The sequence below is a fragment of the Lelliottia sp. EB106-05-01-XG201 genome (genome assembly GCF_058791735.1).
Genome location: NZ_JBYTDV010000001.1, coordinates 1988410 through 2005252, shown reverse-complemented (window position 1 = coordinate 2005252; position 16843 = coordinate 1988410). Strand labels below are relative to the sequence as shown.

At 56.9% G+C, this 16843-nt stretch carries 13 protein-coding genes and 1 pseudogene; 6 read left to right on the top strand and 8 right to left on the bottom strand.

Annotated elements, in window-relative coordinates; all coding sequences use genetic code 11:
- Positions 1-6: 6 nt before the first annotated feature.
- Positions 7-963 carry an AraC family transcriptional regulator gene (locus tag AC3WS9_RS09325; protein WP_492487921.1) on the top strand — a complete coding sequence of 319 codons (957 nt, stop codon included), beginning with the start codon at positions 7-9 and terminating at the stop codon, positions 961-963.
- Between the two features lie 11 nt (positions 964-974).
- Here the strand turns inward: AC3WS9_RS09325 and AC3WS9_RS09320 are convergent, their stop codons facing one another.
- Complete coding sequence (locus AC3WS9_RS09320) at positions 975-2357, bottom strand: carbohydrate porin (protein WP_324722637.1); 1383 nt, start codon at positions 2355-2357, stop codon at positions 975-977.
- A gap of 416 nt (positions 2358-2773) precedes the next feature.
- Here AC3WS9_RS09320 and AC3WS9_RS09315 point away from each other — a divergent pair, with 416 nt between their 5' ends.
- On the top strand, positions 2774-4465 hold the full coding sequence (locus tag AC3WS9_RS09315; RefSeq protein ID WP_492487919.1) for an alpha,alpha-trehalase: 1692 nt from the start codon (positions 2774-2776) through the stop codon (positions 4463-4465).
- A 107-nt stretch (positions 4466-4572) separates the two neighbouring features.
- Here AC3WS9_RS09315 and AC3WS9_RS09310 read toward each other — a convergent pair whose 3' ends face one another.
- On the bottom strand, positions 4573-6675 hold the full coding sequence (locus AC3WS9_RS09310) for a TonB-dependent siderophore receptor (RefSeq protein ID WP_492487917.1): 2103 nt from the start codon (positions 6673-6675) through the stop codon (positions 4573-4575).
- 110 nt (positions 6676-6785) lie between these two features.
- On the bottom strand, positions 6786-7040 hold the full coding sequence (locus AC3WS9_RS09305) for a GlsB/YeaQ/YmgE family stress response membrane protein (RefSeq protein ID WP_282494590.1): 255 nt from the start codon (positions 7038-7040) through the stop codon (positions 6786-6788).
- Positions 7041-7248: 208 nt separating this feature from the next.
- On the opposite strand from AC3WS9_RS09305, the gene ycgR reads away from it, so the two are divergent.
- The gene (gene ycgR / locus AC3WS9_RS09300; protein WP_285144289.1) at positions 7249-7980 is read left to right on the top strand and encodes a flagellar brake protein YcgR; all 732 of its coding nucleotides are present in this window, start codon (positions 7249-7251) and stop codon (positions 7978-7980) included.
- Between the two features lie 37 nt (positions 7981-8017).
- On the opposite strand, the gene emtA is transcribed toward ycgR, so the two are convergent.
- The gene (emtA, locus tag AC3WS9_RS09295) at positions 8018-8629 is read right to left on the bottom strand and encodes a membrane-bound lytic murein transglycosylase EmtA (protein WP_282494592.1); all 612 of its coding nucleotides are present in this window, start codon (positions 8627-8629) and stop codon (positions 8018-8020) included.
- A 111-nt stretch (positions 8630-8740) separates the two neighbouring features.
- Here emtA and ldcA point away from each other — a divergent pair, with 111 nt between their 5' ends.
- A complete protein-coding gene (gene ldcA / locus AC3WS9_RS09290; protein WP_285144288.1) occupies positions 8741-9655 on the top strand; it encodes a muramoyltetrapeptide carboxypeptidase in 915 nt (304 codons plus the stop codon).
- Between the two features lie 97 nt (positions 9656-9752).
- Positions 9753-11486, top strand: coding sequence for a potassium/proton antiporter (locus tag AC3WS9_RS09285; RefSeq protein ID WP_095282324.1), 1734 nt, complete (start codon positions 9753-9755; stop codon positions 11484-11486).
- On the opposite strand, the pseudogene AC3WS9_RS09280 reads toward AC3WS9_RS09285, so the two are convergent.
- From AC3WS9_RS09280 to AC3WS9_RS09270, 3 genes and pseudogenes are all read right to left on the bottom strand, one after another.
- A pseudogene (locus AC3WS9_RS09280) lies at positions 11424-11588 on the bottom strand (hypothetical protein); the annotation flags it as partial. The gene AC3WS9_RS09285 and the pseudogene AC3WS9_RS09280 sit on opposite strands and share 63 nt — an antisense overlap.
- 11 nt (positions 11589-11599) lie before the next feature.
- Positions 11600-12670 (bottom strand): catabolic alanine racemase DadX, encoded by a 1071-nt coding sequence (dadX, locus tag AC3WS9_RS09275; RefSeq protein ID WP_492487913.1) that lies wholly within the window; start codon positions 12668-12670, stop codon positions 11600-11602.
- A gap of 12 nt (positions 12671-12682) precedes the next feature.
- Positions 12683-13981: a D-amino acid dehydrogenase gene (locus AC3WS9_RS09270; protein ID WP_492487911.1), complete on the bottom strand. Its 1299-nt coding sequence runs from the start codon at positions 13979-13981 to the stop codon at positions 12683-12685.
- A 323-nt stretch (positions 13982-14304) separates the two neighbouring features.
- Between AC3WS9_RS09270 and AC3WS9_RS09265 the strand changes: the two genes are divergently transcribed.
- A complete protein-coding gene (locus AC3WS9_RS09265) occupies positions 14305-15837 on the top strand; it encodes a SpoVR family protein (protein ID WP_492487909.1) in 1533 nt (510 codons plus the stop codon).
- Positions 15838-15971: 134 nt separating this feature from the next.
- On the opposite strand, the gene fadR is transcribed toward AC3WS9_RS09265, so the two are convergent.
- Positions 15972-16691 (bottom strand): fatty acid metabolism transcriptional regulator FadR, encoded by a 720-nt coding sequence (gene fadR / locus AC3WS9_RS09260; protein ID WP_282494597.1) that lies wholly within the window; start codon positions 16689-16691, stop codon positions 15972-15974.
- Between the last annotated feature and the right edge of the window lie 152 nt (positions 16692-16843).

Below are 16843 nucleotides of genomic sequence, written 5' to 3'. Positions count from 1 at the left end.
GTGCCGATGACCGTTCAGTCGCCCGATTTAATCAGTGAGCTTTTACGTGGAATGCGCCTCTCCGGAGTGAAATATCGCCGGATTGAGGCCAGCGCCCCTTTTGGCGTGGCGTTTAGTCAGGCGCCCGGCAAGGCGCAGTTTCACTTCGTCAGCCACGGTTCGGCGGTGCTGCGCATGGAGAGCGGCGCGGTGTTTAACCTGAGCAGCGGCGATGCGCTGTTTATCCCCAACGGCAATGCCCACGCCCTGCTGTCGAACGAAAATGCCTGCGTCACGCCGGTGTCGGCCTTTCCCAGCGAGCCGATTTGCAACTCCGTGTGCGCCATCACCTGCGAGCCGTGCCCGGAAAGCGCACACACGGTGATATTCAGCGGATGCATGGATTTTGAACTCGGCGGGATGCAGCCGCTGATCAAAGCGATGCCGGAAGTGATGATGGTCAGCCGTCTGATGTCGACCTGGCCGGAGATCCACCCGCTGTTGGCGGCGATGGAGCGGGAATCCATGACCCGCCAGGTGGGTTTCGCCGGGATCCTGGCGCGCCTCGCCGACGTGGTAGCGGCGCTGATCGTCCGTGGTTGGGTGGAAGCGGGCTGCGTGAAAGCCACGGGCTGGGTACAGGTGCTGCGCGACCCGCGTCTGAGCCGCGCAATTTACGCCATGCATCAGCAGCCGGGCGTCAACTGGAGCGTGGCGGAGCTGGCGAAAGAGGCCGGAACTTCGCGTTACGTGTTCGCCGAGCGCTTTTTGTCCGCGACCGGTACCACGCCCGCTAAGTATCTGAGTGAATTAAGAATGCGCCTGGCGATTCAGTATATTCGACATGAGCATCAGGCGATTGAGACGGTGGCGCTGCGGCTGGGATATGGATCGCTGGCGGCCTTTAGCCGGGCGTTTAAGCGTATTGTCGGCCATGCGCCGGGCACGCTGCGGGAGGCCAGCCAGACCCCGGAAGAGGTCTGACCGGCGAGGCGTCAGAAGTAATATTTAAAGCGCACGCGGCCACCGTAGCGGTCGTCGTTATTTCCGTCGCCGTCGTTCGGATGCGCTTGCACCCATGAGGCGTAGGCCCCGAGATAGATATTAAAGTTCTTCATTTTCATCACGTTCGGGATGAGATACGAGGCGTGAATGGTGTGGATGTCGTAGTCGCCCGGATCGGTTATCCAGCAGTCGTTGTCGCAGTTGTCGAATACATTCGCAGAGTTGAATTTATCCACCTGGTTGTGGGCATAGATGTAGCCCAGCTCGAAGTTATGCCACAGGGCATTAGTCCCGGCGGTAAAGTCGGTTTCATCCGTGGCGTCCATGTAGGCGGTGTTGAGATTTACCACCACGCCCTCTTCCGGATCGGTTTTTTGCCCGTTCCAGGTCATCGTCAGGCCATACCCGGTACGATCGGACTGATCGACCCACTGCCCGGACGCGTCGCGATAGCCGTAGGCGTTGTTGACAAGGTTGCTCTCCATCGCCACCGCCGTGGAGAAGCGCCCGCTCTGCCATGAAATCACCGGCCGGACGTAGGCGACGTTTTTGTCGTTATCGAGATCGATGCCGTGATACTGCTTATCGACAAACAGCGTGCTGCCGTTTTCCAGCAGAGTGTTGACCTCGAAATACCAGTTATCGAGGGTTTTACTCATCAGGAAATTGCCGCCGCTGTCGCTACGGCCTCGACCCTCTTTCATCATGTAGATATAACCGTAGCCGTCGCTGTAGAGATCGTTGGCGGTATTCCCGGAGTACTCAATAAAGGTATCCTGGTTCAGCGGGAACATATCGTAGGCTTCGAAGCGGCCGACTTTAATCTTCCAGTTATTTTCGTTGCCGAAGAAGAACACCGCATCATCGAGATTCATTTTACCCGTCAGATCCGCCAGCGGCTGGACGGAGAATCCGGCGAAATTACCGTCCTCCATTCGGCGATATCCATCAAACCCTAACAGCAGACGGCCGTTAATATCCCAGCGTTCATTATTTCCCGATGCCCAGTCCTTGTTAGCACTGGTTTTAATCGAGGTTAATGCGCCACTTCGGCTGGCGGCATCCATATTAAATTCGACGTCGCCATAAAATTTAATATCCCCATAGCCCGAGAGCGTGAGTTTGGGTAATGCGGCGGCGCTCACCGGCTCGGCGGACTGCACCGCCACGGTCGGCTGATTTTTTGCCGCCACGGTTTGGTTTTTCTCTAATTGCTCAATTTGCGCCTCGGCCTTTTCTGCCCGGCTTTCGGCTTTTTCCAGACGCGCTTCCAGCTGCGCGAGTTTTTCTTCCAGATCGGGGGAATTCTGTGCGGCATTGATCCCAGCGGAACAGAGTGCGCTGACGGCCAAAACAATAAGTTTTATTCTCATGGATCCCTTCCTGATAAATTATTATGACATTCCTGAACAGCTTCGGTATTTCGCCTAATCAGGGCGGCGGGTTCCATTACGTTTTTTCACCTGTTGATTATGATTTTTTATTTATGTGATCGTGAAGAAGCCTTTAGTGAGAAATTCAATAACGGAGCACGCGCGAGATCACACTTATAATTACAGCAACCCATAAAGAAAAATAAAAAATATAATTACGGCGCCTATAAATATTTAAAATTAATAAACCAAGTAAATCTATTAACGTTAAATATCCGCTTATCCTGATACGGGTAAAGAGTCTGGAACTGTGAAAAATGGGAGGTTCGACACGCGAAACCCGTCAGATTCGTCTAAGGTTTTCAGGTGATTGACGGCAGCGGCGACGCTGCTCGCGAATAAAAAGGAGAAGACCGATGACGAGAACCGAGATGCGCCGTCCCGCACCGCTTGCGCTGCGCGTGGCATTAGGGTGCGCGCTGCTGAGCGTCGCTGCAATGAGCGTTGCTGATGAGTTACCTTCCGGGCAAAAACAGTCGCCAGATATTCTGCTCGGCCCCCTGTTTAGCGACGTGCAAAGCGCCAAACTGTTCCCCGATCAAAAAACCTTCGCTGATGCGGTACCGAAAAGCGATCCGCTGATGATTCTGGCGGATTATCGTATGCAGCATCAGCAGCGCGGTTTTGACCTGCGCCACTTCGTGGAGGTGAATTTCACCCTGCCGGGCGAAGGCGAGAAGTACGTTCCCCCTGCCGGACAGAGCCTGCGCGAGCATATCGACGGCCTTTGGCCGGTGCTGACGCGCACCACCGATAAGGCAGACAAATGGGATTCTCTGCTGCCGCTGCCGAAGCCTTACGTGGTGCCGGGCGGGCGTTTCCGCGAGGTCTATTACTGGGACAGTTATTTCACCATGCTGGGGCTGGCGGAGAGCGACCACTGGGACAAAATCAGCGATATGGTGGCGAACTTCGGCTATGAGCTGGACAACTTCGGTCATATCCCCAACGGCAACCGCAGCTATTATCTGAGCCGCTCCCAGCCGCCGTTCTTCGCCCTGATGGTCGAACTGCTGGCGACGCACGACAAGGACGCGCTGAAAACTTACCTGCCGCAGATGGAAAAAGAGTACAGCTACTGGATGCAAGGCGTGGAGACGCTGCAGCCCGGTCAGGCCAACAAGCGAGTGGTGAAACTGGATGACGGATCGATTCTGAATCGCTACTGGGACGATCGCGACACGCCGCGCCCGGAATCCTGGCTGGATGATGTCAACACCGCCAAAAATAATCCGAACCGCCCGGCGACTGAGATCTACCGCGACCTGCGCTCCGCCGCGGCGTCCGGCTGGGACTTTAGCTCGCGCTGGATGGACGATCCGCAAAAACTCGGCACTATTCGCACCACCAGCATTGTGCCGGTGGATCTGAACGCCCTGCTGTTCAAGATGGAAAAACTGCTCGCGAAAGCTTCTCAGGAATCCGGGGATACCGAGCGTGCCAATCGCTATGAAGCGCTGGCCAGTGCGCGGCAAAAAGCGATTGAGAGCCATCTGTGGAATGACAAAGAGGGCTGGTATGCGGATTACGATCTGAAGAGCAAAAAGGTGCGCAATCAGCTAACCGCCGCCGCCCTGTTCCCGCTGTATGTCAACGCGGCGTCCAAAGAGCGGGCGGATAAAGTCGCCAGCGCTACCGCCTCGCGCCTGTTGAAACCGGGTGGTGTCACCACCACCACGATTAACAGCGGGCAGCAGTGGGATGCGCCGAACGGTTGGGCACCGTTGCAGTGGGTGGCCGCCGAAGGGTTGCAGAACTATGGTCACAAGAAAGTGGCGATGGATGTCACCTGGCGCTTCCTGACTAACGTGCAGCACACCTACGATCGCGAGCAGAAACTGGTCGAGAAATATGATGTGTCAACCACCGGGACCGGCGGAGGCGGCGGTGAGTATCCGCTGCAGGACGGCTTCGGCTGGACCAACGGCGTGACGCTGAAGATGCTGGACCTGGTGTGCCCGAAAGAGAAACCGTGCGACAGCTTGCCGGCGACGCAGCCGGCGGCGAATGATGATGTGGCGCCGGTGGAGAAGAGTGCAGCGCAGTAGGAGTTGTGCGGTCTGATGCCCTCACCCCGGCCCTCTCCCACGGGGAGAGGGAGAAAAGCAAGCGAGTTCCCTCTCCCTTTGGGAGAGGGTTAGGGTGAGGGGAAAACTCAGAAACTATAACTCGCCCCCACCTGCACCGTGCGATCCCGCCCAATCCAGCAGTTGGTCGTGTCGTAGCAGGTGAAGGTCTCTTTGTTGGTGATGTTCTGCGCGCTGGCTTTCAGGGTCAGCCCGGCCAGCGACGGCATGATTTCACCCATCTGATACGAGGCGGCCAGGTCGTACTGCGTCGTGCCACCCAGTTTGCCCCGATCGTTGGTCGGCGCGATCTCCATCGGCCCGGTGTAGCGCGCCCCTGCGCCGAGGTTCAGCCCTTTCAGCGGCGCGCTGTCGAAGGTGTAATCCCCCCAAAGATTAAAGGCGTTTTCCGGCACCTGCGTCGGGCGTTTGCCTTTGTACTTCTCATCCTCGGTGTTAATCGCGTGGGTGTAGGCGTAGTTGGCAATCAGCGTCAGGTTATCCGTTGGACGGCTGATGGCCGACAGCTCTGCCCCTTTCGACTCCACCTCGCCAGTCTGGCGATAATTGAGGAAGCCCGGATCGCTGGTGACCACGTTTTTCTGGCGGATGTTGAACACCGAGGCGGTAAAGGTGGTGGCGTACTCCTCCAGCAGGTATTTCACCCCGCCTTCCACCTGTTTGCTGGTGGTCGGTTTGACATCTTTCGCCGTCAGCGTGCCCTGCGGCGAGACCGGCGCAAAGCCTTCGGAGTAGCTGATAAACGGTGAAATGCCGTTTTCGAAGGCGTACAGCGCCCCCAGACGTTTGGTGACGCGATCCTGCGACACCCAGGCTTTATCACCGTTTTGCAGATAATCGGTAGTGACTGAACGGTAGTCGTCGTAGCGCAGACTGCCGAGCAGGTTCAGGCCGCCGAATTCAATCTGGTCCTGCAGGTAGTAGCCGTTCTGCTGATAGCTCAGGCGGTTTTTCTGCGCGGTGTAAAGACCGAGCGCCCCGTCGTTAACCTGCGAGTAGTCCGGGTCGCGCATGTCGATGCCCGGTGTGTTGGACGCGTAGCGATAGTGGAAGTGCGAGTTCAGCTTCTGGTAGTCAAACCCCGCCAGCAGATGATGTTTCCAGTCGCCCAGCTCAAGCGTTTTGGTGACCTGGTTATCGATATTAAAGCTCTGCAGATCTTCATCGGTGGTATAGGCAAAGCGGTTCAGCTCATAGACTTGTGCGCCCGGTCCGGTGGAGTAGATGCTGCGCTGGTGCGTGTCCACATCGAAATAGCGCGCTTTCTGGTTGAAGCCCCAGCCGCTGTCGAACTCGTGTTCAAAGCTGTAGCCCAGCATCCACTGGCGCTGTTTGAAACCGCTCCACTCGTCGCCAGCATAATCGCGGCGATCGGCATATTTCGAGCGCAGGTAAGAGAGCGGCAGCGGGTTAGATGGCGTCAGGCTCGGGGAGTTTTGCGCCAGCGCGTCAAGGGTCAGGCGCGTTTTGCTGTCCGGCTGCCAGGTGACGGACGGGGCCACCAGGTAGTTTTCCGTGCGGGTGGTGTGCGGCTGATCGTCGCCCTCCGTCGCTTTACCCAGCAGACGGTAGTTCCAGTCGCTGCTGGCGATCTGCCCGGTGGAGTCGAGATACCCCTCTTTCAGGTTACGCGTGCCGGTAGTAAAGCCCACTTCCGTCTGCGCCGCTTTTTGCGGTTTTTTGCCCTGAATATTGACCAGCCCGCCCGGTGAGCCGCCGCCGTAGAGCACGGAAGCCGGGCCTTTGAGGATATCGACGCTCTCGATCAGCAGCGGATCGATGCGCGCTTTGGTGTTCCCGGTGACGTTGTACGGCAGCTGCAGGCCGTTGTAATACTCCTGCTCGACGGTGAATCCGCGAATTTTATATTCGCTCATGTAGGAGGTGTTGCCGCGCACTTCCGTCGACACGCCCGGGGCATAGCGCAGGATTTCGTTGACCGAATTCGCGTGGCGCTGTTCGATCTCGGTGGCGGAAATGGTATTGATGACCTGTGGGGTTTTACTTTCGGCCACCGCTGATTTGGTGGCGCTGTTGGTCCACTCCGGAAGCGCGCTGCCCTGCTCTGATCCGGTCACGACTATCGTGGATTCTTCCGCAAACGCACAGGTTTGCAACGCCAGTGAAACGGCTCCTGCCAACGCACATACTGCAAAACGCGAGGTGTTCATATTGTCGTCTTATTATTAGATGATACAAAGAACGACAATTATTCTCATTTCGATTAACAAAGCAATATGGGGGCAAAAAAAACGGCCCTCAGTGAGAGCCGTTTCGCTGTTTATGCCCGTCTGAGCAGGCGGAAAACCGCCAGGACGACGATTGCGCCCACGACAGCCACCAGGAAACTGTGCAGATTAAAGCCGCTGACGCTGCCACCGACGCCAAACATGGTCGCCAGCCAGCCACCGACTACCGCACCGATGACCCCCAGCACGCAGGTCAGAATGAAACCGCCACCATCACGTCCCGGCATAATGAATTTTGCGATAACGCCGGCGATAAGACCAAAGACAATCCAGGCGATGATACCCATTGCGATGCCCTCTTGCAGATGAAATGCATGCGCTGAAAATGTTTCGCGCAAGTGACTTAAGTATAGGTCACCGCGCTAAAACCGTTTTCTTCTCACCGACTTAATTACCTCTCAATTTTGAAAAAAAATCACCGGTTTGTATTAAGTTCCGCTCACCATTGCCGATACTTCTGGGACAGTCCGTCAGACAATCGAGGAGCCATTCGGCGTGAGTAATTACAGTGAGCAGTTCCTGAAGCAAAATCCGCTGGCTGTATTAGGTGTATTACGCGACCTGCACAAGGGCGAAGTGCCTGTGCGCATCAGTTGGGCTACAAATCAGTTCATAAGCAGGATCCTGGAAGCGACACCGGAGCGTCTGGTGATTGACCTCGGCAGCCAGGAGTATGAGAACCGGGCGGTACTGCGTGCGAAAAACATCTCCGTGCTGGCAGAAACCAAAGGGGCGAAGGTTGAGTTTGTCCTGCCGCATGTGGAACAAGGCGAATATCTCAATCTGCCGGCGTTTATTACTCCGCTGCCGGACAGCCTGTGGTTTGTCCAGCGCCGGGAGTATTTTCGTATTAACGCCCCGCTGCACCCCTCCTATTTTTGTAAGGCCAAAATGCCGGACAAAAAAGAGATCCGCTTTCGCCTCTTCGACCTGTCACTCGGCGGGATGGGCGCACTGATGGACACACCACGACCGGACGGACTGGTGGAAGGGATGCGTTTTTCACAGATTGAACTGGATATGGCTGGCTGGGGACGTTTTTACTTTGACGCGCAGCTGATTGCGATCAGCGAACGCAAGGTGGTCGACAGCAAAAATGAGACCATCACCACACCGCGGCTGAGCTTTCGCTTTTTGAATGTCGGGCCTGGGGCTGAAAGGGAACTGCAGAGAATTATTTTCTCGCTGGAGCGAGAAGCACGGGAGCGCGCGAATAAGGTGCTCTGAAACGCGCCGGACAGCGGCTCGCTGCCCGGCTACGGCATTACATGGCGTCCATCGCTTTCTGCACTTTCCAGATATAGCGTGGTGCCTGTGGTGCCGGGTGATTGTTCACCACATGATCAAAGAACTCGTCTTTATCCATGCCGTTAATCTCACTGATGGCCTTTTTGCGATCCGACGAGAAGGTGCGCAGTAACGCCCCCGCCCCGTTCACGTACGACACCACCAGCGCATACTGCATTACTTCCGGATCTTCGATGCCTTTCAGCACCCCGTGTTCCAGAATGCTCAGATAGGCGGTCCCCATGGAGATATTGCGCTCCGGGTTTTTCAGCTCACTGGTGGACGGCTGCCCGCTCCAGCCCATGTAGCGGTAAACTTCGCGCCCGGCGGTGGAGGCTTTCAGCTGCATCAGGCCCACCGCATTGGATTTGCTCACCAGCGTTGGGTTGCCGCCGGATTCGACCGCAATGATCGCCGTCACCAGACGCGGACTGACGCCCCACGCCTTACCGGCCTGTTCGCTGATCGGCATCCACTGCATCGCGCGTTTAACCGGCACTTCCGGGTTCCACGGCGGATTTTGATAATCCTGTTTTGAACTACAGCCCGCCAGCAATACAATCAAAAAAGCAAACCATCTCAATTTCACGTCATCTATCCTTATAGCCGATCATCGCGGTTAAGCATCCGCCCCTTGAAGCAGACCGCATACAGGCGGCATGATATAGGCATTTAGTTTCTCATTCAGCAAGGATTTGCCATGTCTCAGTTTCATCTTGTTGCCCCGTCCGGGTACTGCATTAACCAGGACGCCGCCCGGCTTGGCGTGCAGCGCCTGGAAGCGTCCGGCCACAGGGTCGCTCATCAGACGATTATCCCCCGCCGTCTGCAGCGTTTCGCCGGAACTGAACAGCAAAGAGTGGCTGATATCAACGACCTGGCCACCCTCGAGGGGAAAAACCAGATTATTCTGGCGGTGCGCGGCGGGTACGGCGCGAGCCGCTTACTGGACGCGATCGACTGGGACGGGCTGGCCCGACGTCAGCAGCAGGACCCGCTGCTGATTTGCGGTCACAGCGATTTCACGGTGATTCAGCTCGGGCTGCTGGCCCTGCATAACGTCATCACCTTTAGCGGCCCGATGCTGGCGGGGAATTTCGGCGCGCCGGAGCTGAATGCCTTTACCGAGGAGCACTTCTGGCGCGCGCTGCAAAACCCAACGTTTAGCGTGGAGTGGCAAGGCGATGGCCCGGCGTGTGAAACCCAGGGACAGCTGTGGGGCGGCAATCTGGCGATGCTGGTGTCGCTTATCGGCACGCCGTGGCTGCCTAAAGTCGACAACGGCATTCTGGTGCTGGAAGACATCAATGAACATCCGTTCCGCGTCGAACGCATGCTGTTGCAGCTGAAGCACGCGGGGATTCTCGACCGTCAGCGCGCCGTGGTGTTGGGCAGTTTTAGCGGCGCGACGCCGAACGATTACGATGCGGGTTATACGCTTGAAACGATGATCGATTATCTGCGTACGCGCGTGGATATTCCGGTCATCAGCGGGCTGGCGTTTGGTCACGAACAGCAGACGGTGACGCTGCCGCTCGGCGCTCAGGCGACGCTTTCGCACTCGCAGGCGGGAAGCCGGTTAACTCTGAGCGGTCATCCTGTCTTAAAGGCATAAAAAAGCCGTATTTCCACCTCAATAAAACGCTGTTTCTGTCGTTAATATGATAGGGTTTTAGTAACAGTCACAACATTGAGGTGGGAGTAAGACAACATTGGATGCCGCAGCGATAATCAGTCTTTTCATTCTGGGTTCAGTATTAGTAACCTGCAGTATTTTATTAAGTTCATTTTCTTCGCGTCTCGGCATACCTATCCTTGTTATCTTCCTGGCCATCGGCATGCTCGCGGGTATCGACGGCATCGGCGGTATTCCATTCGATAATTATCCCTTCGCCTACATGGTGAGTAACCTCGCGCTGGCGGTCATTTTGCTGGACGGCGGGATGCGCACCCAGGCCAGCTCCTTTCGCGTGGCACTCGGCCCGGCGCTGTCGCTGGCGACCGTTGGTGTACTGATTACTTCCGGCCTGACCGGGATGATGGCCGCCTGGCTGTTTCATCTGAATATCATGGAAGGCTTGCTGATCGGCGCCATTGTCGGCTCGACCGATGCGGCGGCGGTCTTTTCTCTGCTCGGCGGTAAAGGGCTGAACGAACGCGTTGGCTCGACGCTGGAGATTGAATCCGGCAGCAACGATCCGATGGCGGTGTTTCTCACTATCACGCTGATCGAGATGATTCAGGCGCACGAAACCGGCCTGAGCTGGATGTTTGCCTGGCATATTCTCCAGCAGTTTGGCCTCGGGATTGTGATTGGCCTTTCCGGCGGGTATCTGCTGCAGCAGATGATTAACCGTATCTCCCTGCCTGCCGGGCTGTATCCGCTGCTGGCCCTGAGCGGCGGGATCCTGATTTTCGCCCTCACCACGGCGATGGACGGCAGCGGTATTCTCGCCGTTTATCTGTGCGGCTTCCTGCTGGGCAATCGTCCGATCCGCAACCGCCACGCCATTTTGCAGAACTTCGACGGCCTGGCGTGGCTGGCGCAAATCGGCATGTTCCTGGTGCTCGGCCTGCTGGTGACGCCGTCGGATCTGCTGCCGATTGCCATTCCGGCGCTGATCCTCTCGGCATGGATGATCTTCTTCGCCCGTCCGCTGTCGGTGTTCGCCGGGCTGCTGCCGTTCCGCGGGTTTAACCTGCGTGAGCGGATATTTATCAGCTGGGTGGGCCTGCGCGGGGCGGTGCCGATCATTCTGGCGGTCTTCCCGATGATGGCCGGTCTGGATAACTCCCGCCTGTTCTTCAACGTCGCCTTCTTCGTGGTGCTGGTGTCGCTCCTGTTCCAGGGGACGTCTCTCGGATGGGCGGCGAAAAAAGCCAAAGTGGTGGTACCGCCGGTTGGGCTGCCGGTTTCACGCGTCGGGCTGGATATTCATCCGGAAAACCCGTGGGAGCAGTTTGTTTACCAGCTGAGCGCCGATAAATGGTGCGTGGGCGCGTCGCTTCGCGACCTGCATATGCCGACGGAAACGCGGATTGCGGCGCTGTTTCGCGATAACGCCCTGCTGCACCCGACGGGCAGCACCCGTCTGCGCGAGGGGGATATTCTCTGCGTGATTGGGCGTGAAACGGATCTGCCCGCGCTCGGGAAACTGTTCAGCCAGTCGCCGCCGGTGGCGCTGGACCAGCGTTTCTTCGGCGATTTTATTCTGGAAGCGAATGCGAAGTTTGCCGACGTGGCGTTGATTTACGGCCTCGACGAAGGGCTGGAGTATCGCGACAAGCAGCAGACGCTGGGCGAGATTGTGCAGCAGTTACTGGGCGCTGCGCCGGTCGTGGGTGACCAGGTGGAGTTTGCCGGGATGATCTGGACCGTCGCCGAGAAAGAAGATAACGCGGTGCGCAAGGTGGGTGTGCGTCCGATGGAGGATGAGCCGGAGTAGTTTTGTGCCGGGTGAAGTGCGGTCTGGTGCCCTCACCCCGGCCCTCTCCCACAGGGAGAGGGGGAAACCAGAACCGTAGGCCGGATAAGGCGTAGCCGCCATCCGGCAAGATGTTACACCGTCACAACTGGCACGCGCGGAGCCAAAGCGGTTAACAACTCATACCCCACCGTCCCCGCCGCTGCGGCCACGTCATCGACTTTCACCTCGTTCCCCCAAAGCTCCACCGGCGAACCGATACCTGCCTGCGGACACGGGGTGAGATCCACCGCCATCATATCCATCGAAACCGTACCGACGGTGCCGGTACGTACTCCGTCGATCCACACCGGCGTGCCCGTTGGGGCGATGCGCGGATAGCCGTCCGCATAGCCGCCCGCCACGATGCCGATGCGCTGCTCTCCCGTCGAGCGATAGCGGCTGCCATACCCGACGGTGTCGCCCGCTTTTAACGTCTGAATACCGATAATTTCACTGCGCAGGGTCATCACTGGTTTCAGGCCGCTGTTGGCGATGTCCTGCCACTGGCCCGACGGCGACGCGCCGTAGAGGATAATCCCCGGCCGCACCCAGTCGTAATGGGCTTCCGGGTGCCAGAGCGTGGCGGCGGAGTTCGACAGGGAACGGGCGCACTCCAGCCCTTCCGCTGCCTGATTGATGCGCACCATCGCATCGTTAATGCCGTCCGGCTTTTCGGCGTCGGCGAAATGCGCCATCAGCGTCATCTCGCCGACGTTTTTCAGGGCGCGCAGCTGTTGCCATACCGTATGGACACGATCCGGCTGGAAGCCGAGACGGTTCATGCCGCTGTTCACTTTCAGGTAGATGTCCAGCGGCGCGTGGAGTTTGGCGTTCTGCAGGGTTTTGATTTGCCAGTTGCTGTGCACGCTGGTGGTCAGACGGTACTTATCCAGCAGCGGCAGCTCATCGGCGTGGAAGAAGCCTTCGAGCAGCAGGATGGGCCCTTTCCAGCCGCGCTCGCGCAGCAGGATCGCCTCTTCCAGGTTCAGCAGGGCAAAACCATCCGTCGCACTGAGCGCACTCCAGATGGACTCAATTCCGTGGCCGTAGCCGTTGGCTTTCACCACCGACCAGACGCGAGAGCCCGGCGCAGCACGGCGGACAATCTGCAGGTTGTTTTTCAGCGCCTGCAGATCCAGCTGAGCCAGAATAGGACGGGACATGACAGCTCCTTGTTAATTATGCGCGCCATGCAGATGCTGCGGGCGAGATGGCGTGAATCCGGACTGATAGCGCACGGCGCTTAAGTCATCAAACGGAATCGCCGGGGTGCGGCCCGAGATCAAATCACTCAGCAGCTGACCCGAACCGCAGGCCATGGTCCAGCCGAGGGTTCCGTGGCCGGTGTTGGTCCATAAGTTCTTAAACGGCGTGCGGCCGACAATCGGCGTGCCGTCCGGTGTCATAGGACGTAAACCGGTCCAGAACGTGGCCTGCTCGACAAAGCCCCCGCGCGGGAACAGATCGCGCACCACCATCTCCAGGGTTTCGCGGCGCGGTTGCAGCAATTCCGTGTTAAAGCCGACAATTTCCGCCATGCCGCCGACGCGAATTCGGTCATCGAAACGGGTAATGGCGATTTTGTAGGTTTCATCAAGGATAGTTGAAACCGGCGCACCGTTGTCCTCTTTCACCGGAATGGTCAGCGAGTAGCCCTTCAGCGGATAGACCGGAATATCGAGAATGCCTTTCAGCATCGCCGTGGAGTAGGAACCGAACGCCATGACGTAGGCATCGGCTTTGATCACTTCCTCTCCGCACTTCACGCCGTAGATTTTTTCGCTTTCGTACAGGAGCTTATCGACAGAGGTGTTGTAGCGGAACGTCACGCCCGCCTGTTCGCACATCTTCGCCAGACGCTGGGTAAAGAGCTGGCAGTCGCCGGTTTCGTCGTTCGGCAGACGCAACCCGCCCGTCAGTTTGTGTGCCACTTCTGCCAGCGCCGGTTCCACCTGCGCCAGCTGACTGGCTTCGAGCAGCAGATACGGCACGCCCGCATCCTGCAGGACAGCGATATCGCGGGTGGCGTTTTCATACTGCTGCGCGGTGCGGAAGAGCTGGAGCGTGCCGCCCTGCCGCCCTTCGTATTCAATTCCGGTGGAGTGGCGTAGCTCTTTCAGGCAGTCGCGGCTGTACTCCGCCAGACGCACCATGCGGCCTTTGTTTTCCATGTAATGGCGCGTGTCGCAGTTGCGCAGCATCTGCCACATCCATTTGAGCTGAAACTGGGTGCCGTCGAGGCTGATTGCCAGCGGCGCGTGGCGCTGGAACATCCATTTAATGGCTTTCAGCGGTACGCCCGGAGCCGCCCACGGAGCCGCATAGCCAGGGGAGATCTGCCCGGCGTTGGCCGCGCTGGTCTCCAGTGCCGGTCCCGGTTCGCGATCGATGACCGTCACCTCATGCCCTGCCTGACTTAAATACCAGGCGCTGGTGACGCCGACAACCCCACTTCCCAGTATGACAACTCGCATAGCCACTCCGTTATGAGCAAAAGAACAATCTTCTAATTACAGATTGATAACCTAGTTGAAAATATTATTCAACATACGACTTTTTTATGGTGACTTATCTCACATCTTCCCCAGCCAGCGGGGATAGCGGTTATTTAGGATCTTTTCCTGCGCGCTCTTTTTAGCCAGCAGAATATTCTGCGAGACACCTGTTTTCTGCGGGATCGAAAACGGGAAATCGCAAAGAAAAAATTTCTGTGTCAGCACGCTTTTCAATGCGTTGATCTATGCTTGAAAAGAGGTTCTCCAGATCAGAGAGAGCTATCAATAACGAGGGCGCGCTAATGGCTACACTTGACTCCATATCCAAGGACAGCACTCGTCTCAGCGATGGACCCGACTGGACCTTCGAGCTGCTGGATGTCTATCTGGCCGAGATCGACCGGGTAGCGAAGCTGTATCGACTGGACACTTATCCGCACCAGATCGAAGTCATTACCTCCGAACAAATGATGGACGCCTACTCCAGCGTCGGGATGCCGATCAACTATCCGCACTGGTCGTTCGGTAAGAAATTCATTGAGACAGAGCGACTCTACAAGCACGGCCAGCAGGGCCTGGCGTATGAGATCGTCATTAACTCCAACCCGTGTATCGCTTATCTGATGGAAGAGAACACCATTACCATGCAGGCTCTGGTGATGGCCCACGCCTGTTACGGGCACAACTCGTTCTTCAAAAATAACTATCTGTTCCGCAGCTGGACCGATGCCAGCTCGATTGTCGATTACCTGATCTTCGCGCGGAAATACATTACCGAATGCGAAGAGCGCTACGGCGTGGACGAGGTGGAGAAACTGCTCGACTCCTGTCACGCACTGATGAATTACGGCGTCGACCGCTACAAACGTCCGCAAAAAATCTCCCTGCAGGAGGAGAAAGCGCGGCAGAAAAGTCGCGAAGAGTATCTGCAAAGCCAGGTGAATATGCTGTGGCGTACCCTGCCGAAACGCGAAGAGGAGAAGACGATCGCCGAAGCGCGGCGTTATCCGTCTGAGCCGCAGGAGAACTTACTCTACTTTATGGAAAAAAATGCGCCGCTGCTGGAGCCGTGGCAGCGGGAAATCTTACGTATTGTACGTAAGGTGAGTCAGTATTTTTATCCGCAAAAACAGACGCAGGTGATGAACGAAGGCTGGGCGACGTTCTGGCACTACACCATTCTCAATCACCTGTATGACGAAGGCAAAGTGACCGAGCGGTTTATGCTCGAGTTTTTGCACAGCCACACTAACGTGGTGTTCCAGCCGCCGTACAACAGCCCGTGGTACAGCGGGATTAACCCGTATGCCCTCGGCTTTGCGATGTTCCAGGATATCAAACGCATCTGTCAGTCGCCGACGGAAGAGGATAAATACTGGTTCCCGGACATTGCCGGGTCCGACTGGCTGGAAACGCTGCATTTCGCGATGCGCGACTTTAAGGACGAGAGCTTTATCAGCCAGTTTATGTCGCCGAAAATCATGCGTGATTTCCGCTTCTTCACGGTGCTGGACGACGACCGGAATAACTACCTGGAGATTTCGGCGATTCATAACGAAGAGGGGTATCGTGAGATCCGCTCGCGTCTCTCTTCTCAGTACAATCTGAGCAATCTGGAGCCGAATATTCAGGTGTGGAACGTGGATTTGCGCGGCGATCGCTCGCTGACGCTGCGCTATATTCCGCACAACCGCGCGCCGCTGGATAAAGGGCGTAAAGAGGTGCTCAAGCATGTTCATCGCCTGTGGGGCTTTGACGTGCTGATGGAGCAGCAGAACGAGGACGGTAGCGTGGAGTTGCTGGAGCGGTGTCCGGCGCGGGGGAATACGTTGTAATTTTAACGCTCTGCGGCCTGCTTGCCGGGTGGCGGCTACGCCTTACCCGGCCTACGAATGACGTCCTTGTAGGCCCGTGCAAGCGCAGCGCCGTCGGGCAAAAAAAACCTCTCGAAAGAGAGGTTTTTTTATTTTCAATGACCGTGAATCGCCAAATCGCCCGGGAGATTCTTCTGCATCCGGTGCCAGATCTCGCCACTGTCGTGGCCGTAACGGCGCACCGTTTCGTAAACCTGATCGTGCAGACCTTCGGTGCAGAGCTCGCTCAGCTTGTGGTAGAAGCCGAGCGCCAGGCTGCGCGCTTCCGGATTGGCGAAGTAGTGGCGACCAATGCGGGTATAAAGCCCTTTCATGCCGTTGAGGATCAGCCCGTAAATCGGGTTGCCCGAGGCAAACGCCAGACCGCGGAAGATGTTGTAATCCAGCGTCGCGAACGCATCTGCGTGATCGTCAACCGCAGAGGCGGTTGCCAGCACTTCCAGCGCCTTATCAGGGTGCTGACGGAATGCGGTGCGGATAAAGATGGTGGAAATGTTGGTGCGCACCGACAGCAGATTATCGATCAGCTGCGGAACGCTCTCATGATCGAGACGGGCGAGCGTTTCAAGAATATTCAGACCCGACGTTTCCCAGAAGTTATTCACTTTGGTCGGTTTGCCGTGTTGAATCGTCAACCAGCCATCACGTGCCAGACGCTGAAGAACTTCGCGTAAAGTGGTACGTGTTACGCCAATCAGTTCAGAAAGTTCACGTTCAGCGGGAAGGATCGTTCCAGGGGCGAAACGGTTATTCCAGATGCTTTCAATGATGTACTCTTCAGCGAAACCCGCCGGGCTTTGCGCCTTTATGACCATAGTGAGATTTCCATTACACAGCTTTAGCTAATTCACTCATCATACCAGAGGCTGACAGGCGCAGGTAGCGCAGCGACGCGGGAAAAAAGGGATCGCCGTTTCATTTCTGTTAAATACCCGTCCCCGCTACGTGACCGTTATTCATGCAAATT

Coding starts and splice junctions, on each gene's coding strand:
- AC3WS9_RS09270 (WP_492487911.1), bottom strand. CDS start 13,981: ATGCGAGTTGTCATACTGGGAAGTGGGGTTGTCGGCGTCACCAGCGCC.
- AC3WS9_RS09310 (WP_492487917.1), bottom strand. CDS start 6,675: ATGAACACCTCGCGTTTTGCAGTATGTGCGTTGGCAGGAGCCGTTTCA.
- AC3WS9_RS09325 (WP_492487921.1), top strand. CDS start 7: ATGACCGTTCAGTCGCCCGATTTAATCAGTGAGCTTTTACGTGGAATG.
- AC3WS9_RS09305 (WP_282494590.1), bottom strand. CDS start 7,040: ATGGGTATCATCGCCTGGATTGTCTTTGGTCTTATCGCCGGCGTTATC.
- fadR (WP_282494597.1), bottom strand. CDS start 16,691: ATGGTCATAAAGGCGCAAAGCCCGGCGGGTTTCGCTGAAGAGTACATC.
- dadX (WP_492487913.1), bottom strand. CDS start 12,670: ATGTCCCGTCCTATTCTGGCTCAGCTGGATCTGCAGGCGCTGAAAAAC.
- AC3WS9_RS09315 (WP_492487919.1), top strand. CDS start 2,774: ATGACGAGAACCGAGATGCGCCGTCCCGCACCGCTTGCGCTGCGCGTG.
- ldcA (WP_285144288.1), top strand. CDS start 8,741: ATGTCTCAGTTTCATCTTGTTGCCCCGTCCGGGTACTGCATTAACCAG.
- AC3WS9_RS09320 (WP_324722637.1), bottom strand. CDS start 2,357: ATGAGAATAAAACTTATTGTTTTGGCCGTCAGCGCACTCTGTTCCGCT.
- AC3WS9_RS09265 (WP_492487909.1), top strand. CDS start 14,305: ATGGCTACACTTGACTCCATATCCAAGGACAGCACTCGTCTCAGCGAT.